Annotated in this window: 12 protein-coding genes and 1 pseudogene; 11 read left to right on the forward strand and 2 right to left on the reverse strand. The window is 73.9% G+C overall.

Annotated elements, in window-relative coordinates; translation table 11 throughout:
- The first annotated feature begins 79 nt into the window (after positions 1–79).
- The 5 genes from JD77_RS03625 to JD77_RS03645 all read left to right on the forward strand — a co-directional run bounded on the left by JD77_RS03625 (position 80) and on the right by JD77_RS03645 (position 4,817).
- A complete protein-coding gene (locus JD77_RS03625; protein ID WP_145773028.1) occupies positions 80–1,498 on the forward strand; it encodes a low temperature requirement protein A in 1,419 nt (472 codons plus the stop codon).
- A 76-nt stretch (positions 1,499–1,574) separates the two neighbouring features.
- Positions 1,575–2,084 carry a hemerythrin domain-containing protein gene (locus tag JD77_RS03630; RefSeq protein ID WP_145773029.1) on the forward strand — a complete coding sequence of 170 codons (510 nt, stop codon included), beginning with the start codon at positions 1,575–1,577 and terminating at the stop codon, positions 2,082–2,084.
- A 599-nt stretch (positions 2,085–2,683) separates the two neighbouring features.
- Positions 2,684–3,616: an LLM class flavin-dependent oxidoreductase gene (locus JD77_RS03635; protein ID WP_145773030.1), complete on the forward strand. Its 933-nt coding sequence runs from the start codon at positions 2,684–2,686 to the stop codon at positions 3,614–3,616.
- A gap of 152 nt (positions 3,617–3,768) precedes the next feature.
- The gene (locus JD77_RS03640) at positions 3,769–4,464 is read left to right on the forward strand and encodes a hypothetical protein (protein WP_145773031.1); all 696 of its coding nucleotides are present in this window, start codon (positions 3,769–3,771) and stop codon (positions 4,462–4,464) included.
- Complete coding sequence (locus tag JD77_RS03645) at positions 4,461–4,817, forward strand: transcriptional regulator (protein ID WP_145773032.1); 357 nt, start codon at positions 4,461–4,463, stop codon at positions 4,815–4,817. Before JD77_RS03640 ends, JD77_RS03645 begins: the two co-directional genes overlap by 4 nt.
- Before the next feature lie 26 nt (positions 4,818–4,843).
- Here the strand turns inward: JD77_RS03645 and JD77_RS03650 are convergent, their stop codons facing one another.
- The gene (locus JD77_RS03650) at positions 4,844–5,140 is read right to left on the reverse strand and encodes a MerR family transcriptional regulator (protein WP_145773033.1); all 297 of its coding nucleotides are present in this window, start codon (positions 5,138–5,140) and stop codon (positions 4,844–4,846) included.
- A gap of 5 nt (positions 5,141–5,145) precedes the next feature.
- Here JD77_RS03650 and JD77_RS03655 point away from each other — a divergent pair.
- From JD77_RS03655 to JD77_RS03675, 5 genes and pseudogenes are all read left to right on the forward strand, one after another.
- A pseudogene (locus JD77_RS03655) lies at positions 5,146–5,931 on the forward strand (aldo/keto reductase); the annotation flags it as partial.
- Between the two features lie 131 nt (positions 5,932–6,062).
- Complete coding sequence (locus tag JD77_RS03660) at positions 6,063–6,962, forward strand: TIGR01777 family oxidoreductase (RefSeq protein WP_145773035.1); 900 nt, start codon at positions 6,063–6,065, stop codon at positions 6,960–6,962.
- 136 nt (positions 6,963–7,098) lie between these two features.
- A complete protein-coding gene (locus JD77_RS03665; protein WP_145773036.1) occupies positions 7,099–8,916 on the forward strand; it encodes a DUF6311 domain-containing protein in 1,818 nt (605 codons plus the stop codon).
- Between the two features lie 58 nt (positions 8,917–8,974).
- A complete protein-coding gene (lipB, locus tag JD77_RS03670; protein WP_145773037.1) occupies positions 8,975–9,622 on the forward strand; it encodes a lipoyl(octanoyl) transferase LipB in 648 nt (215 codons plus the stop codon).
- 4 nt (positions 9,623–9,626) lie between these two features.
- Positions 9,627–10,019 carry a VOC family protein gene (locus JD77_RS03675; RefSeq protein WP_145773038.1) on the forward strand — a complete coding sequence of 131 codons (393 nt, stop codon included), beginning with the start codon at positions 9,627–9,629 and terminating at the stop codon, positions 10,017–10,019.
- A gap of 13 nt (positions 10,020–10,032) precedes the next feature.
- Here JD77_RS03675 and aspS read toward each other — a convergent pair whose 3' ends face one another.
- Entirely contained in the window at positions 10,033–11,319 is a 1,287-nt protein-coding gene (aspS, locus tag JD77_RS03680; RefSeq protein WP_145773039.1) for an aspartate--tRNA(Asn) ligase, read from the reverse strand.
- Positions 11,320–11,760: 441 nt separating this feature from the next.
- Here aspS and lipA point away from each other — a divergent pair, with 441 nt between their 5' ends.
- Positions 11,761–12,786 (forward strand): lipoyl synthase, encoded by a 1,026-nt coding sequence (gene lipA / locus JD77_RS03685; RefSeq protein WP_145773040.1) that lies wholly within the window; start codon positions 11,761–11,763, stop codon positions 12,784–12,786.
- Positions 12,787–12,810: the final 24 nt, after the last annotated feature.

Consider the following 12,810-nt stretch of genomic DNA (forward strand, 5'->3'; position numbering starts at 1 on the left):
CCGCGCGGCGCGTCCCGCCCCCGAGGGGACTCCCGCCGAACCCGCACCCGCCCCGTCAGCCGCTGGGCAGAGTGGACGGGTGGGCGGAGGCGGGTGGCGAGGGCGGCTGGGCTCCGCCATGACGGTCGCCCCGGGCGCCCGGGTCGACCGCTTCGAGGTGTTCTTCGACCTGGTCTTCGTCTTCTCGTTCTTCATCATCACCCGGGCGACCGCCACGCAGCTCAGCGGCCGGTCCCTGCTGCACGGCATGCTGGTGCTCGCGGTGCTCTGGTGGGCCTGGATGATCCACAGCGTGGTGGCCACCCGGGTCCGGCTCGGCGAGGGCTTCGTTCCCGTGCTGATGGTCGTCGCGATGGCTGCGCTGTTCTGCTTCGCGCTGGGGCTGCCGCAGGCGTTCGGCAGCCCGCACGGGGGTGCGGCCGGGCCGATCACCGTCGCGGTCAGCTACGTGGTGCTGCGCGCCGTGCACCTGCTGCTCTACCTGCACGTCACGCGCGATACCCCGGACGAGCTGCGGCAGCTCATCCGGTTCACCCCGGAACTGGTGATCAGCACCATCCTGCTGATGACGGCCGCGCTGCTCCCCGGCCGGATCCAGGACCCGAGCGTGGCCGCGCTGGTCCGCGACGGCCTCTGGGTGGCCGTGGTGCTGGTCCAGTACGCCTCGGGACTCCTGATCGGCACGGGAGGCTGGAAGGTACGGTCGGCGGAGCACTGGACGGAACGCTACGATTTCATCCTGATCATCGCCCTGGGCGAGTCGATCATCTCGGTCGGCGTCGGCAGCAACCTGATCGGCCAGCCGCCGACCTGGCCGGCGGTCCTCTCCGCCGCACTCAGCATCTTCTTCACCGCGGCGCTGTGGTGGGCCCACTTCGACGTCGTCGGGCCGGCCGCCCGCATCGCGTTGCACGCCGCCCAGGGCGCGCCCCGGGTGGCGATGGCCAGGGACGCCTACGCGTACCTCTTCCTGCCCATGATCGCGGGGATCATCCTGTTCGCCCTCGGCGCCGAGGGGCTCGTGCAGGACATCGCCAACCCCCTCGAACCCTTCTACGGCAAGGCGCAGGACACGGACGTGGCGCTGTTCTTCGGCGGGGTGATCTGCTACCTGATCGGGAACATGCTGTTCCAGCTCCGCACGCTCCGTACGCTGTCCTGGTCCCGGGTCGGCGCCGTGCTGGCACTCGCCGCCGGCATCCCGCTCGGCCCGCACCTGCCCGGGTTGGCCGCCCTGGGGCTGTTGACCGTCATCTGTGTGGGCCTCGTGACGGTCGAGGTGCTGACCATGGGGGCAGCGCGGCAGGCCCTGCACGATCTGGTGTTCCACGAGCGCACCACGCACGAGGCGTACGAGGCCGCCTACCGTGCCCAGTGGCACGAGGGGGAGCTGGAGGGCATCAGCGAGCCCGAAGCACTCGCGGAGCCGGAGCAGCTCGGAGAGCTGGAGAAACCGGAGCAGCCGCCGGGCTCCCGGCGCGGGGAGCGCGGCGGGTAGGCTCCGTGGCAGCGTCGCGGTGCACCCGGCAAGGAGACCGCCGAGGGCATGGAGGCGCGGGACGTACGGGACAGACGTGCACCCTTCCCCCGAGCCGGCCGACCGCCTCCTGGCGCTCGGCCACCAGTTGATCGAGATTCACCTCTGGCTCCGCGAGGAGCTGGCCCGGCTCCGCGAGAGCCTCGACCCCGGGGCCGACCCTGACCGGGGCGCGCTGCGCAGCCTGCGGGCGCACTGTCTCACCTTCTGCGCCGCCCTGACCCGGCACCACACCGGCGAGGACGCGGGCGCGTTCCGGGTGCTGGCCGAGGAGGCGCCCGAGCTGCGTCCGGTCCTCGACGAGCTGGCCCGCGACCACCGGATCGTGGACGGGATCGTGCGCCGGGTCGAGGAGCTGGTCGCCGACCCGCCGGGCGGCGACCCGGCGGCCACGGACCGGGTACGCGCGGAACTGGACGGCCTCGGCGCCCTGCTCGGGTCGCACTTCACCTACGAGGAACGCAAGCTCGTCGGCGCGCTCGACGCGCTGCGCGGCCGGGCGGGCGACACGGAGAAGCTGTTCGGCGTTGCCCCGCCTGCCTGGTGACGGGCCGGCAGCGGCAGGACCGCCCCGCGGCGCGGCTGGCGCGGCGGACGGTTCAGGCGTACCGGTTCGCGTTTGGATCTTACTGCCGGGGCAGGAGCGGATGGTTCTCGCGCATGCGGGAGCGGCTCGTGTCGCCTACAACTGGGCGCTTACCCGGCTCTGGCGCACGCATGGGCGCGGGAACGGACGCGGGAGAGTCGGCGCGGTCAGGTCGCCCGGCCACCGGCGGGCCGTCCCGTCCCTGCGTCCAACGGGTGCCCCGCCGCGGCCTGCGCGTGACGGCGGGGCGCGTGCCTCCGCCGGTCTCGGTGTCGCGGAGCGGGCGGGCGGGCCCACGGCCGGTCTCCCTGCGCCTTCGCGGCCGGGGCGACGGTGGTGGCTCATCCGCACCGGCGTACGGAGGACCCACCGGCGTGATCGGTCAACACCGCCCCCAGCAGCGCGGGCGCATGGACGGGGCAGCTCCATAGGGGGCGGAAGGATGCCGGCTGGCAGGCGGATTCGGCGGTCGGCGGATTCGGCGGTCGGCGGATTCGGCGGTCGGCAGAATCCGGCCTGGCGGGCTGGCCTCGCGGGCGTCGACCCCGGACGCTGGGCCGATGGCGACCTTCTCCCTGCAGTCCACGCCCACCGACGGCGCGAGCTGGCTCGACCTGGCCCGGCGCGCCGAGGCGGCCGGCTTCGACGCCCTGCTCGCCGCCGACCACCCAGGCTCCTGCGGGAACCCGTTCGTGGCACTGGCCGCCGCGGCGGCGGTGACCAGCACGATCGGGCTCGGCTCGTACGTGTCGAACCTCGGCGTCCGCGAGCCGATGCTGCTCGCCACCGACGTGGCCACCCTCGACCTGGTCTCCGGCGGGCGGGCCCGGCTGGGCGTCGGCGCCGGTCACACCCCGGCCGAGTGGCGCGCCGTCGGCCGGGAACGCCCCGACGTCGCCGGCCGGGTACGCCGCTGCGTCGCCGCCACCGAGGCCGTCCGCGCCCTGCTCGACGGCGAGGAGGTCACCGTGGACACCCCCGGCCTGACTGTGCACGCGGCCAAACTGGAGTCGCCCCGACCGGTCCAGGACCGAATCCCGCTCACCGTCGGGGCGTCCAACTCGACCCTGCTGCGCTGGGCCGGTGCGCAGGCCGACGTCGTCGGGCTCGCCGGCCTCGGCCGTACCCTCGCCGACGGCCACATGCACGAGACCCGCTGGCGCGCCGACGAGATCGAGGCGCAGCTCGCCTGCGTCGCCGCCGGCGCGGCCGGCCGGGCCGAACCGCCGCCGCTGGAGGCGCTGGTGCAGCGCGTGGTGGTGACCGACGACGCGGAGGCCGCCGCCGCGGAGCTGGCCGAGCGTACCGGCCTCACCGTCGCCGAGCTGCTGGCCGCGCCGTTCGTGCTGATCGGCACCGAGGACGAGATCGTCGCGGCCGTCGCGGAACACGAGCGCCGCTGGGGCATCACCCGCTTCGTGGTACGCACCGACGCGCTGGACCCGCTCGCCCCGGTGCTGAGTCGCCTGTCGACCGAAGCGACGCGTAGCTGATGTCCGCGTACGTGACACAGCAGCACGTCCAACTCGCCATGCGAGCGTGAACAGCTCCCGCCGCGCGGCGGGGCCGTGCTGCAACACGGCCCCGACTCCTGGCCACGAATCTCGCACTAGCGCCGAGAGGTTTGTTGTGGAAACCTATTGGCATGACTACCGACTCGGTACCCGCCGGCGGCGACCCCCGCCGGCTGCTGTACGACGTGCGTACCCTCGCCCACCGGGTGCGCGTCGACCAGCGGATGACCTGGGTCGCGCTGCTGGCGCTGGCCGCGGTGACGCTCGCGGGGATCCCGTTCGACTGGTTCGGCATGAGGGTGCACTGCCACCCCGACGGCAGCTGCCAGTTCGCGCGCCGGGGCGTGCTGTACTACTGGCCGCCGGCGCTGCTGCTGGCGTACACGGGCATCGCCGTCTGCTATGTGCGGGCCGCGCGGGCACGGGGGCTGGGCGCCCGGGTCCTGCCCTACACGATCACCGGTGCCGCGACGACCGCCGTGTTCACCGCCGCATGGGTGGCCGCCGCCCTGTACTTCCCGAGCCACCCGGCGCCGATGCACCCGCTCCCGTACTGGTGGTTCGTGCTGGATCGGCTGGTCGCACCGTGGGGCATGATCGGGCTCGCGTTGCTGGTACTGGCGCGGCTGGAGCGCAACCTCGGGCTACTGCTGTTCACCGCCGGCTACCTGGCGTTGGTGCTGCTGGTCCTGCCGATGGACTCAGGCTGGGGGCCGCCCCACTGGGGACTCCGGGCACAGTTCGCGGTGCCGCAGCTCGTCAGCGGCATTGTGCTGCTGCTGGGCGCGGCCGGCTTCGCGGCCGCCCGACGACGGCGGCACCGGTGACGGCCGTGACCGGCACCCCGGACCCAGCTGCCGCGCACCCGGTCACCGGGCTGGACGACGTCGTGCACCAGCGGGTGCGACTCGGCATCCTCACCATCGCGCACGAGGCCCGCCGCGTCGAGTTCGGCTACCTGCGCACCCAGCTCGACCTGACCGCCGGCAACCTCTCCAAGCACCTGAGCGTGCTCGAGGCGGCCGCCCTGATCGAGGTCGAGAAGGGCTACGAGGGCCGCCGCGGCCGCACCTGGATCACCCTCACCCCCGCCGGCACCGCCGCCCTCGCCGAGGAGATCGAGCGACTGAAACTGCTCATCGCACGAGTCGAGACCCCCAACACCCCGACGGACCGGTGACCACCGATCGGTGGCCATGCGCACCGTCAGGCGAGCGTGTCGTAGTAGCGAATCTTCTCGCGCAGGTGGTCGTACTGGTGCTGAAGCAGGCGCATCTGCTCCTCCACCCGCTCGGCGTACCGGCACATCTCGGCGATCGGCATGCCGGTGTCGCGCAGACAGCGGAACAGCCCCAGCCAGCTCAGGTCCTCGTCGGTGAACACCCGTCGCCCGCCGGAGGTGCGGGCGACGTCGCTGAGCAGGCCGATCTTCTCGTAGTAGCGGAGCGTGTCGAGGCTGAACCCGCTGCGGCGAGCGGCCTCCGACGGCGGGTACCCGATCATCGACCGACGGCGAGTCGGTCCGCACGATCCACCGCGCCCTGGACCTCGGGGTGACCCTCTTCGACACGGCCAGCAACTACGGCGCCGGGCACAGCGAGCGCGTCCTCGGCCGGGCCCTGGCCGGACGGCGGGACCGGGCGGTGATCGCCACCAAGTTCGGCAACCGCGCCGACGAGGCGACCCGCGAGTGGACGGGCACCGACGCCGCCCCGGCGTACGCGGCGCTCGACCTGGTCGACACCCTGGAGGGCCTGGTCGCCCAGGGCAAGATCCGGGCGTACGGCTGGAGCACCGACAACCCGGACTCGGCGCGGGCGTTCGCCGGGGCGGGGCCGCACTGCGCCGCGGTCCAGCACGACGAGTCGGTGCTGCTGGACAACCCGGCGACGTTCGCCGTGTGCGACGAGCTGGACCTGGCCAGCATCAACCGGGGTCCCCTCGCGATGGGCCTGCTCACCGGCTCGGACCGGGCCGTCGGGCGGGACGACGTACGCGGGATGGCGCCGGACTGGCTGGTCTGGTTCACCGACGGCCGGCCGACGCCCGAGTGGTCGGCCCGGGTCGCCCGGATCCGGGACGCCCTCACGGCGGACGGCCGCACGCTGGCGCAGGGCGCGCTCGGGTGGCTGCTGGCGCGCAGCCCCCGGACGGTGCCGATCCCCGGCTGCCGGACGGTGGCGCAGGCCGAGGAGAACTTCGCCGCGCTCGCCCTCGGCCCGCTGCCCGCGGACGCGTACGCCGAGGTGGAACGCCTACTGACGGACCTCCGCCCAACCCCCGCCGCGCGCTGACCGGGCCCCACCCCTCCGCGATCTTGCACTTCTGGCCCGGATACATCAGACATAACGCCCATAACAGGGGCCGAAAGTGCAAGATCGCGGAGGTGGGCCGCGCGTGGGGGCGCGTACCGGAAGATGGGGGCATGCGGATACTCGTGGCCGGCGCGTCCGGCTTCCTGGGCACCCGGCTGGTCCAGCGGCTCACCGCGGACGGGCACCAGGTCACGCGCCTGGTCCGGCGGCCGGCGCGCACCCCGGACGAGCAGCGGTGGAACCCGTCGGCCGCCGAACTGGACCCGGCGGTGGTCGCCGCCGCGGACGCCGTGGTGAACCTGGCCGGCGCCGGGGTCGGCGACCGGCGGTGGAACGACGAGTACAAGCGGCTGATCCGGTCGAGCCGCGTCGACACCACCACGACGCTGGCGATCACGATTGCCGGGCTGTCGGCGGCCGCCCGGCCGGCGGTGCTGCTCAACGCCTCCGCCGTCGGCTGGTACGGCAACACCGGCGACCGGGTCGTCGACGAGGACGCCCCACCGGGCGAAGGCTTCCTGGCCGACGTCTGCCGGGTCTGGGAGGCCGCCACCCGCCCGGCCGAGGACGCGGGCGTACGGGTGGTCCGGCTGCGCACCGGGCTGCCGCTGCACCGCGACGGCGGGATGCTCAAGCCGCAGCTGCTGCCGTTCCGGCTGGGAATCGCGGGGAAGCTGGGCAGCGGCCGGCAGTGGCTGCCGTGGATCTCGCTGGCCGACTGGCTGCGCGTGGCGTTGTTCCTGCTGGAGCGCGACGACGTGGCCGGCCCGGTGAACGGCGTCGGCCCGAGTCCCGTCACCAACGCCGAGTTCACCAGGGAACTGGCCCGCCAGCTGCACCGCCCGGCGATCATGCCGGTTCCCGCACTGGCGCTGAAGATCGCGCTCGGCGGCTTCGCCCAGGAGGCCCTGACCAGCGCGCGGGTGCTGCCCGGCGTTCTCACCCGGGCCGGGTTCACCTACCGCCACCAGGACCTCCCGGGCGCGCTGCACGCCGCCCTGGCGGGGTGAGGGAAGGAGCCCCTGCTGACGGGGCCCCTTCCACCCGTGGCGGTCCACATTCACGTTCACCGAAGTGTGCGGACGCCGGCCCGTCAGCTTCCGTGTCTGACCGGCGGGCCCAGGTCCGATTGGTAACGTCCGCTGCGTGCCGTCCTCCCCGTCCCTGGCCACCGGACCGACGTCCGTCCCCGCCGTCCCGCGCGACCGGCGCGCGGACCTGATCGCCGCGCTGCTCGCGATCGGGCTCGCCGTCTGGGTGACCAGCGGCCTGTGGCGCGACCCGAACCACCGGGCGATCACCGTCAACTCCAGCGACCAGGCGCTGTTCGAGTGGCTGCTCGCCTTCGGCGGGCACGCGCTCACCCACGGGGAGAACCCGCTGCTGACGTACCTGATCAACGTCCCGGACGGGGTGAACCTCGCGGTCAACACCTCGATCACCGTGTACGCGGCGGTGTTCGCGCCGCTGACGTACCTGATCGGGCCCCCGGCGGCGTTCCTGGTGATCCTCACCCTCAACCTGGCCGCCACCGCGCTGGCCTGGTACTGGCTGCTCTCCCGGCACCTGCTACGCAGCCGGCTCGCGGCGACCGTCGGCGCCCTGTTCATCGCCTACTCCCCCGGCATGGTGTCGCACGCCAACGCCCACCTGAACTGGACCGCCGGGTGGCTGGTGCCGCTGCTGGCCTGGCGGCTGTTCGCGCTGCGCCGCCCGCGGCACTGGCTGCGCGACGGGATCCTGCTGGGCGTCGCCGTCGCGGTGGGCTTCTCCATCGCCGCCGAGGGGCTGTTCTTCACCGCCCTCGCGTTCGCGCTGTTCCTCGCCGTCTGGGCGCTGCACCCGAGCCGGCGGGCGCAGGCCCGGGAGGCGCTGCCCACGTTCCTGCGCGGGCTCGCGGTGACCGCGCTGACCGCCGGGGCGCTGCTGGCGTACCCGCTGTGGCTGCACTTCGCCGGGCCGCAGAGGTTCCACGGCACCGGCTTCGACCCGCTCGTCCACTCCGAGGACGTCGCCGCGTACTGGGCGTACCCGCGCCGCTCCCTGGCCGGCGAGGCGGGCTTCGGCACCTCGCTGGCGCCCAACCCCACCGAGGAGAACTCGTTCTTCGGGGCGCCGCTGCTGCTGCTCACGGCCGTCTGCGTCGGCTTCCTGTGGTGGCGGGACCGCGCCCGCCGGGCCACCGTCTGGGGCCTCGCCGTGACCGCCGTCGTCTTCGCGGTGCTCTCGTGGGGACCCCGGATGAGGTTCGACGGCCAGCGCACCGACCGCTCGCTGCCGTTCCGGCTGCTGGACAACCTGCCGGTGGTCAACGCCGCCCTGCCGTCCCGGCTCGCCCTGGTGGTGGCGGTGGTGCTCGGCCTGCTGCTGGCGTACACCGTCGACCGGCTGCGTGCGCAGCCGCCGCGGCGCCGCGCCGCGACGGCGGCGTGGGCGCTCGGCTTCGCCGCCGCCCTGGTGCCCCTGCTGCCCACACCGCTGCTGACCAGCGTCCGCGAGCCGGTGCCGGCCTTCATCACCTCCGGCACCTGGAAGAGGTACGTCTCCCCGGGCGGGGTGCTCACCCCGCTGCCGCTGACCGTCGACCTCACCCCCGACGGGCAGCGCTGGCAGGCGTACGCGCTGGCCGACCGGCAGGGCGAGTTCCGCATCCCGGCCGGGTTCTTCCTCGGCCCCGGCGGGCCGGACGGCCGTGGTCGGATCGGCCCGGTGCCCCGCACCTTCGACAGCCTGATGTTCGAGGCCGGCCGGGACGGGCTCGTGCCGATCGTCACCGAGGGCAGCATCAGGGAGTCCCTGGCCGACCTGCACTACTGGAAGGTCGAGGTGGTGGTGCTCCCCGACCAGGTGCACGGCGCCAAGTTCGACATCGACGAGGACGCCCTGCGGCGCACCGCCACCGCCCTGCTCGGGCCCCCGGAGCGGGTCGACGACGTCTGGCTGTGGAAGGTGCCCCCGCCGTGACCTGCCGTGAGCCGGCTCACCAGAGGTGACCGGCGGGTACGGGACTAGGCTGGTCGGCGTGACGACGACGATTCCGGGCCTCACGGCCGTCCGCGCCGGGGTGCTCGACTACCAGGCCGCGTGGGACGAGCAGCGCCGGCTGCACGAGTCGGTGGTGGCCGGCGAGCGCGGCGACACGGTGCTGCTGCTGGAACACCCGAGCGTCTACACCGCCGGCAAGCGCACCGAGCCGTGGGACCGGCCGATGGACGGCACCCCCGTGGTGGACGTCGACCGGGGCGGCAAGATCACCTGGCACGGCCCGGGGCAGCTCGTCGGCTACCCGATCCTGCGGCTGCCCGACCCGGTGGACGTGGTCGCGTACGTGCGCCGCACCGAGCAGCTACTGATCGACGTCTGCGCCGAGTTCGGCCTGGCCGCCGGCCGGGTCGAGGGGCGCAGCGGGGTCTGGGTGCCGGAGGACGACCGGGGCCCGGCCCGCAAGGTGGCCGCCATCGGCATCCGGGTGGCCCGCGGCGTCACCCTGCACGGCTTCTCGATCAACTGCGACTGCGACCTGACGTACTTCGACCGGATCGTGCCCTGCGGCATCCGGGACGCGGGCGTCACCTCGCTCACCGCCGAGCTGGGCCGCCCGATCACCGTCGCCGACGTGCTGCCGGTGGTCGAGCGGCACCTGGCCACCCTGGTCACGGTCGCGGACTGATCGGATGCGGCTCGACCTCGTCACCCTGGTCGTCGCCGAGTACGACCCGGCGATCGACTTCTTCACCGAGGTGCTCGGCTTCGACCTGGTCGAGGACAAGCCCTCGCTGACCACGGACGGCCGCCCGAAGCGGTGGGTGGTGGTCCGCCCGCCGGGCGCGCAGACGGGCCTGCTGCTGGCCCGCGCCGACGGCGAGCGGCAGGAGGCCGTCGTCGGCGACCAGACCGCCGGCCGGGTCGGCTTCTTCCTCCACGTCGACGACTTCGACGCCACCTACCGCCGGATGGTCGAGGCGAAGGTCGAGTTCGTGAAGCCGCCGCGCACCGAGCCGTACGGCCGGGTGGCCGTCTTCCGCGACGTCGCCGGCAACGCCTGGGACCTGCTCGGCCCCGCCTGACCTACCGCCCCGCTCAGGGGGTCAGCCGGTGCAGGTCGCGGGGGAAGGCGGTCACCTCCCGGACGTTGGCCGCCCCCGTGAGGCGGGCGACGAAGCGTTCCAGGCCGATCGCGAAGCCGCCGTGCGGGGGCATCCCGTGCCGGAACGCGTCGACGTAGCCGGCGTACGGCTCGACCGGCTCGCCGCGCGCCGCGAGGGCGGCCAGGTAGTCGTCGTACCGGTGCAGGCGCTGCCCGCCGGTGACCAGCTCCAAGCCGCGGAACAGCAGGTCGAACCCGTTCGAGTACGCCGGCCGGGCCGGGTCCGGGTGGGTGTAGAAGGGCCGCTTCGCCATCGGGTACCCGGTGACGAAGACGAACTCGGAGCCGTGTTCCCGGCGGGCCCACTCCCCCAGCGCCCGCTCGTGGGCGGGGGCGAGGTCCGGCTCGTCGGCAGGCGCGCCGGCGATGGCCAGCGCCTCGGTGAAGTGCACCGCCGGGATCTGCTCGGGCACCTCGGGGGGCGTGACGCCGAGCGTGGCCAGGGCGGCGCCGGCCCGGTCGGCGACCGCGTCGAGCATCCCGGCGAGGGTGTCGCGCAGCACCGCCATGACGTCGGTGTGGTCGGCGACGAAGCCCAGCTCGGCGTCGAGGGAGGTGTACTGGGCCAGGTGCCGGACGGTGTCGTGCGGCTCTGCCCGGAACACCGGGCCGACCTCGTACACGCGCTCGAAGACGCCGACCATGAGCTGCTTGTAGAACTGCGGCGACTGGGCCAGGTACGCGGGCCGGCCGAACCAGTCCAGCGCGAAGACGTTCGCGCCGGACTCGGTCGACGAGGCGACCACCTTCGGAGTGTGGATCTCCACGAAGTCGCGGGCGTCCAGGGCGGCGCGGAACCCGGCCACGCCCGCCGCCGAGATCCGCAGGGCGGCCGACCGAGTCGGGTGGCGCAGCGCGGTCGGGGCGTGGTCGAGCTGGGTGGGCAGGGTCGCGGTCAGCGCCGGCCGGTACAGGTCGAACGGCGGCGGAACGGCGGGCGGGCCGAGCGGTCGTACCGCCGGGTCGGCGAGCTCGACCCCGGCGGGGGCGGTTCCGTTCGCGACCACCGTGGCGGTGACCTCGACGACGGTCTCCTCGGTGAGCTTCTCGACGGCGGCGCGCACGGCCGGGTCGGTGACCACCACCTGGGCGAGCCCGGCGGCGTCCCGCACGATCAGGAAGGCCACCGACTTGAGCAGCCGGCGGCGGTGCACCCAGCCGGCGATCCGGACGGTCGCGCCGACGTGGGCGGGGAGCTGGGTGGAAAGGGTGCGTTGCATGGCGGCTACCTCCTCGGTCAGTCGCAACGCCTTCGCCGCCCCTGGGCGGCGAAGCATCGCCTCAGCCCCGGGAGGTGTGGGCGAGCGGGTCCTCGCGGTGCCACCACACCTTCGCCCCCGCGCGAGCGGGGGCCTCGTTCGTCGCCTGGTGACCGGGGCCAGCGGGCGGGCTCTACTGGGCGCGTACGCCGTTCTTCCCGCAGCTCGGGAGGGTCTTCGCGCGCCTGTGCCAGACCGCCTCTCAGCGAACGGCGGCTCTCTGGGCTGGCGGGTCGGCGCGCTACTCGGCTCCGTCACAGCTTTGCCGGCGAGGGTAGCAGCCGGCCGGGGCGCCCGTGACGGCGTTTTCGCCGCTCACGGTGTGCGGCGTCACAGGGGTTCGGGGGTGACGGGCGTCGCCCGCGGTTCATCGACGGCGACCGTCGGGCGTAGGCTCGTTTCGTGACGATCGAGCACTTCGCGCCGGCGCCATCGACGACGCCGACGCCGACCGAGCAGCCGACGAGCAGCCCCGCCGCGCGTACCGGAACGGTCGCCCCGGAGGGGCGGCGCATGCTGCGGATCGAGGCGCGCAACGCCGAGACGCCGATCGAGCGCAAGCCGCCGTGGATCAAGGTGAAGGCCAAAATGGGGCCGGAGTACACCCAGCTGCGCGGGCTGGTCACGCGCGAGGGGCTGCACACCGTCTGCCAGGAGGCCGGCTGCCCCAACATCTACGAGTGCTGGGAGGACCGGGAGGCGACGTTCCTCATCGGCGGCGACCAGTGCACCCGGCGCTGCGACTTCTGCCAGATCGACACGGGTAAGCCGGCGGAGTTCGACGCCGACGAGCCCCGCCGGGTGGCGGAGTCCGTGGTGGCGATGGGCCTGCGGTACGCGACGATCACCGGCGTCGCCCGCGACGACCTGCCCGACGGCGGTGCCTGGCTGTACGCCGAGACGGTCCGGCAGATCCACGCGCTCCAGCCGGGCTGCGGCGTGGAGCTGCTGATTCCCGACTTCAACGCGGTCCCCGAGCAGTTGGCCGAGGTGTTCGGTTCCCGGCCGGAGGTGCTGGCGCACAACGTCGAGACGGTGCCCCGGATCTTCAAGCGGATCCGGCCGGCCTTCCGCTACGAGCGCTCGCTGGACGTGATCCGGCAGGCCCGCGCCGCCGGCCTGGTGACCAAGAGCAACCTGATCCTGGGGATGGGCGAGGAACGGGCCGAGGTGTCCCAGGCGCTGCGCGACCTGCACGAGTCGGGCTGCGAGCTGGTCACCATCACGCAGTACCTGCGCCCGTCGCCCCGGCACCACCCGGTGACCCGGTGGGTCAAGCCGGAGGAGTTCGTCGAGCTGCGCGAGGAGGCCGAGGAGATCGGCTTCGCCGGGGTGATGAGCGGGCCGCTGGTGCGCTCGTCGTACCGGGCGGGCCGGCTCTACCGGCAGGCGCTGGAGGCCCGGGGCTCCGTCCCCGCCGGCGCCTGAGCGTTTCCGGCCGCTGGGCACGGC

Source organism: Micromonospora olivasterospora (assembly GCF_007830265.1).
Taxonomy (GTDB): domain Bacteria; phylum Actinomycetota; class Actinomycetes; order Mycobacteriales; family Micromonosporaceae; genus Micromonospora; species Micromonospora olivasterospora.

What these genes read in the sequence shown, in the direction of transcription:
- aspS (WP_145773039.1), bottom strand. Translation starts at nt 11,319, where the DNA reads ATGCAACGCACCCTTTCCACCCAGCTCCCCGCCCACGTCGGCGCGACC.
- JD77_RS03640 (WP_145773031.1), top strand. Translation starts at nt 3,769, where the DNA reads ATGACTACCGACTCGGTACCCGCCGGCGGCGACCCCCGCCGGCTGCTG.
- JD77_RS03675 (WP_145773038.1), top strand. Translation starts at nt 9,627, where the DNA reads ATGCGGCTCGACCTCGTCACCCTGGTCGTCGCCGAGTACGACCCGGCG.
- JD77_RS03660 (WP_145773035.1), top strand. Translation starts at nt 6,063, where the DNA reads ATGCGGATACTCGTGGCCGGCGCGTCCGGCTTCCTGGGCACCCGGCTG.
- JD77_RS03650 (WP_145773033.1), bottom strand. Translation starts at nt 5,140, where the DNA reads ATGATCGGGTACCCGCCGTCGGAGGCCGCTCGCCGCAGCGGGTTCAGC.
- JD77_RS03635 (WP_145773030.1), top strand. Translation starts at nt 2,684, where the DNA reads ATGGCGACCTTCTCCCTGCAGTCCACGCCCACCGACGGCGCGAGCTGG.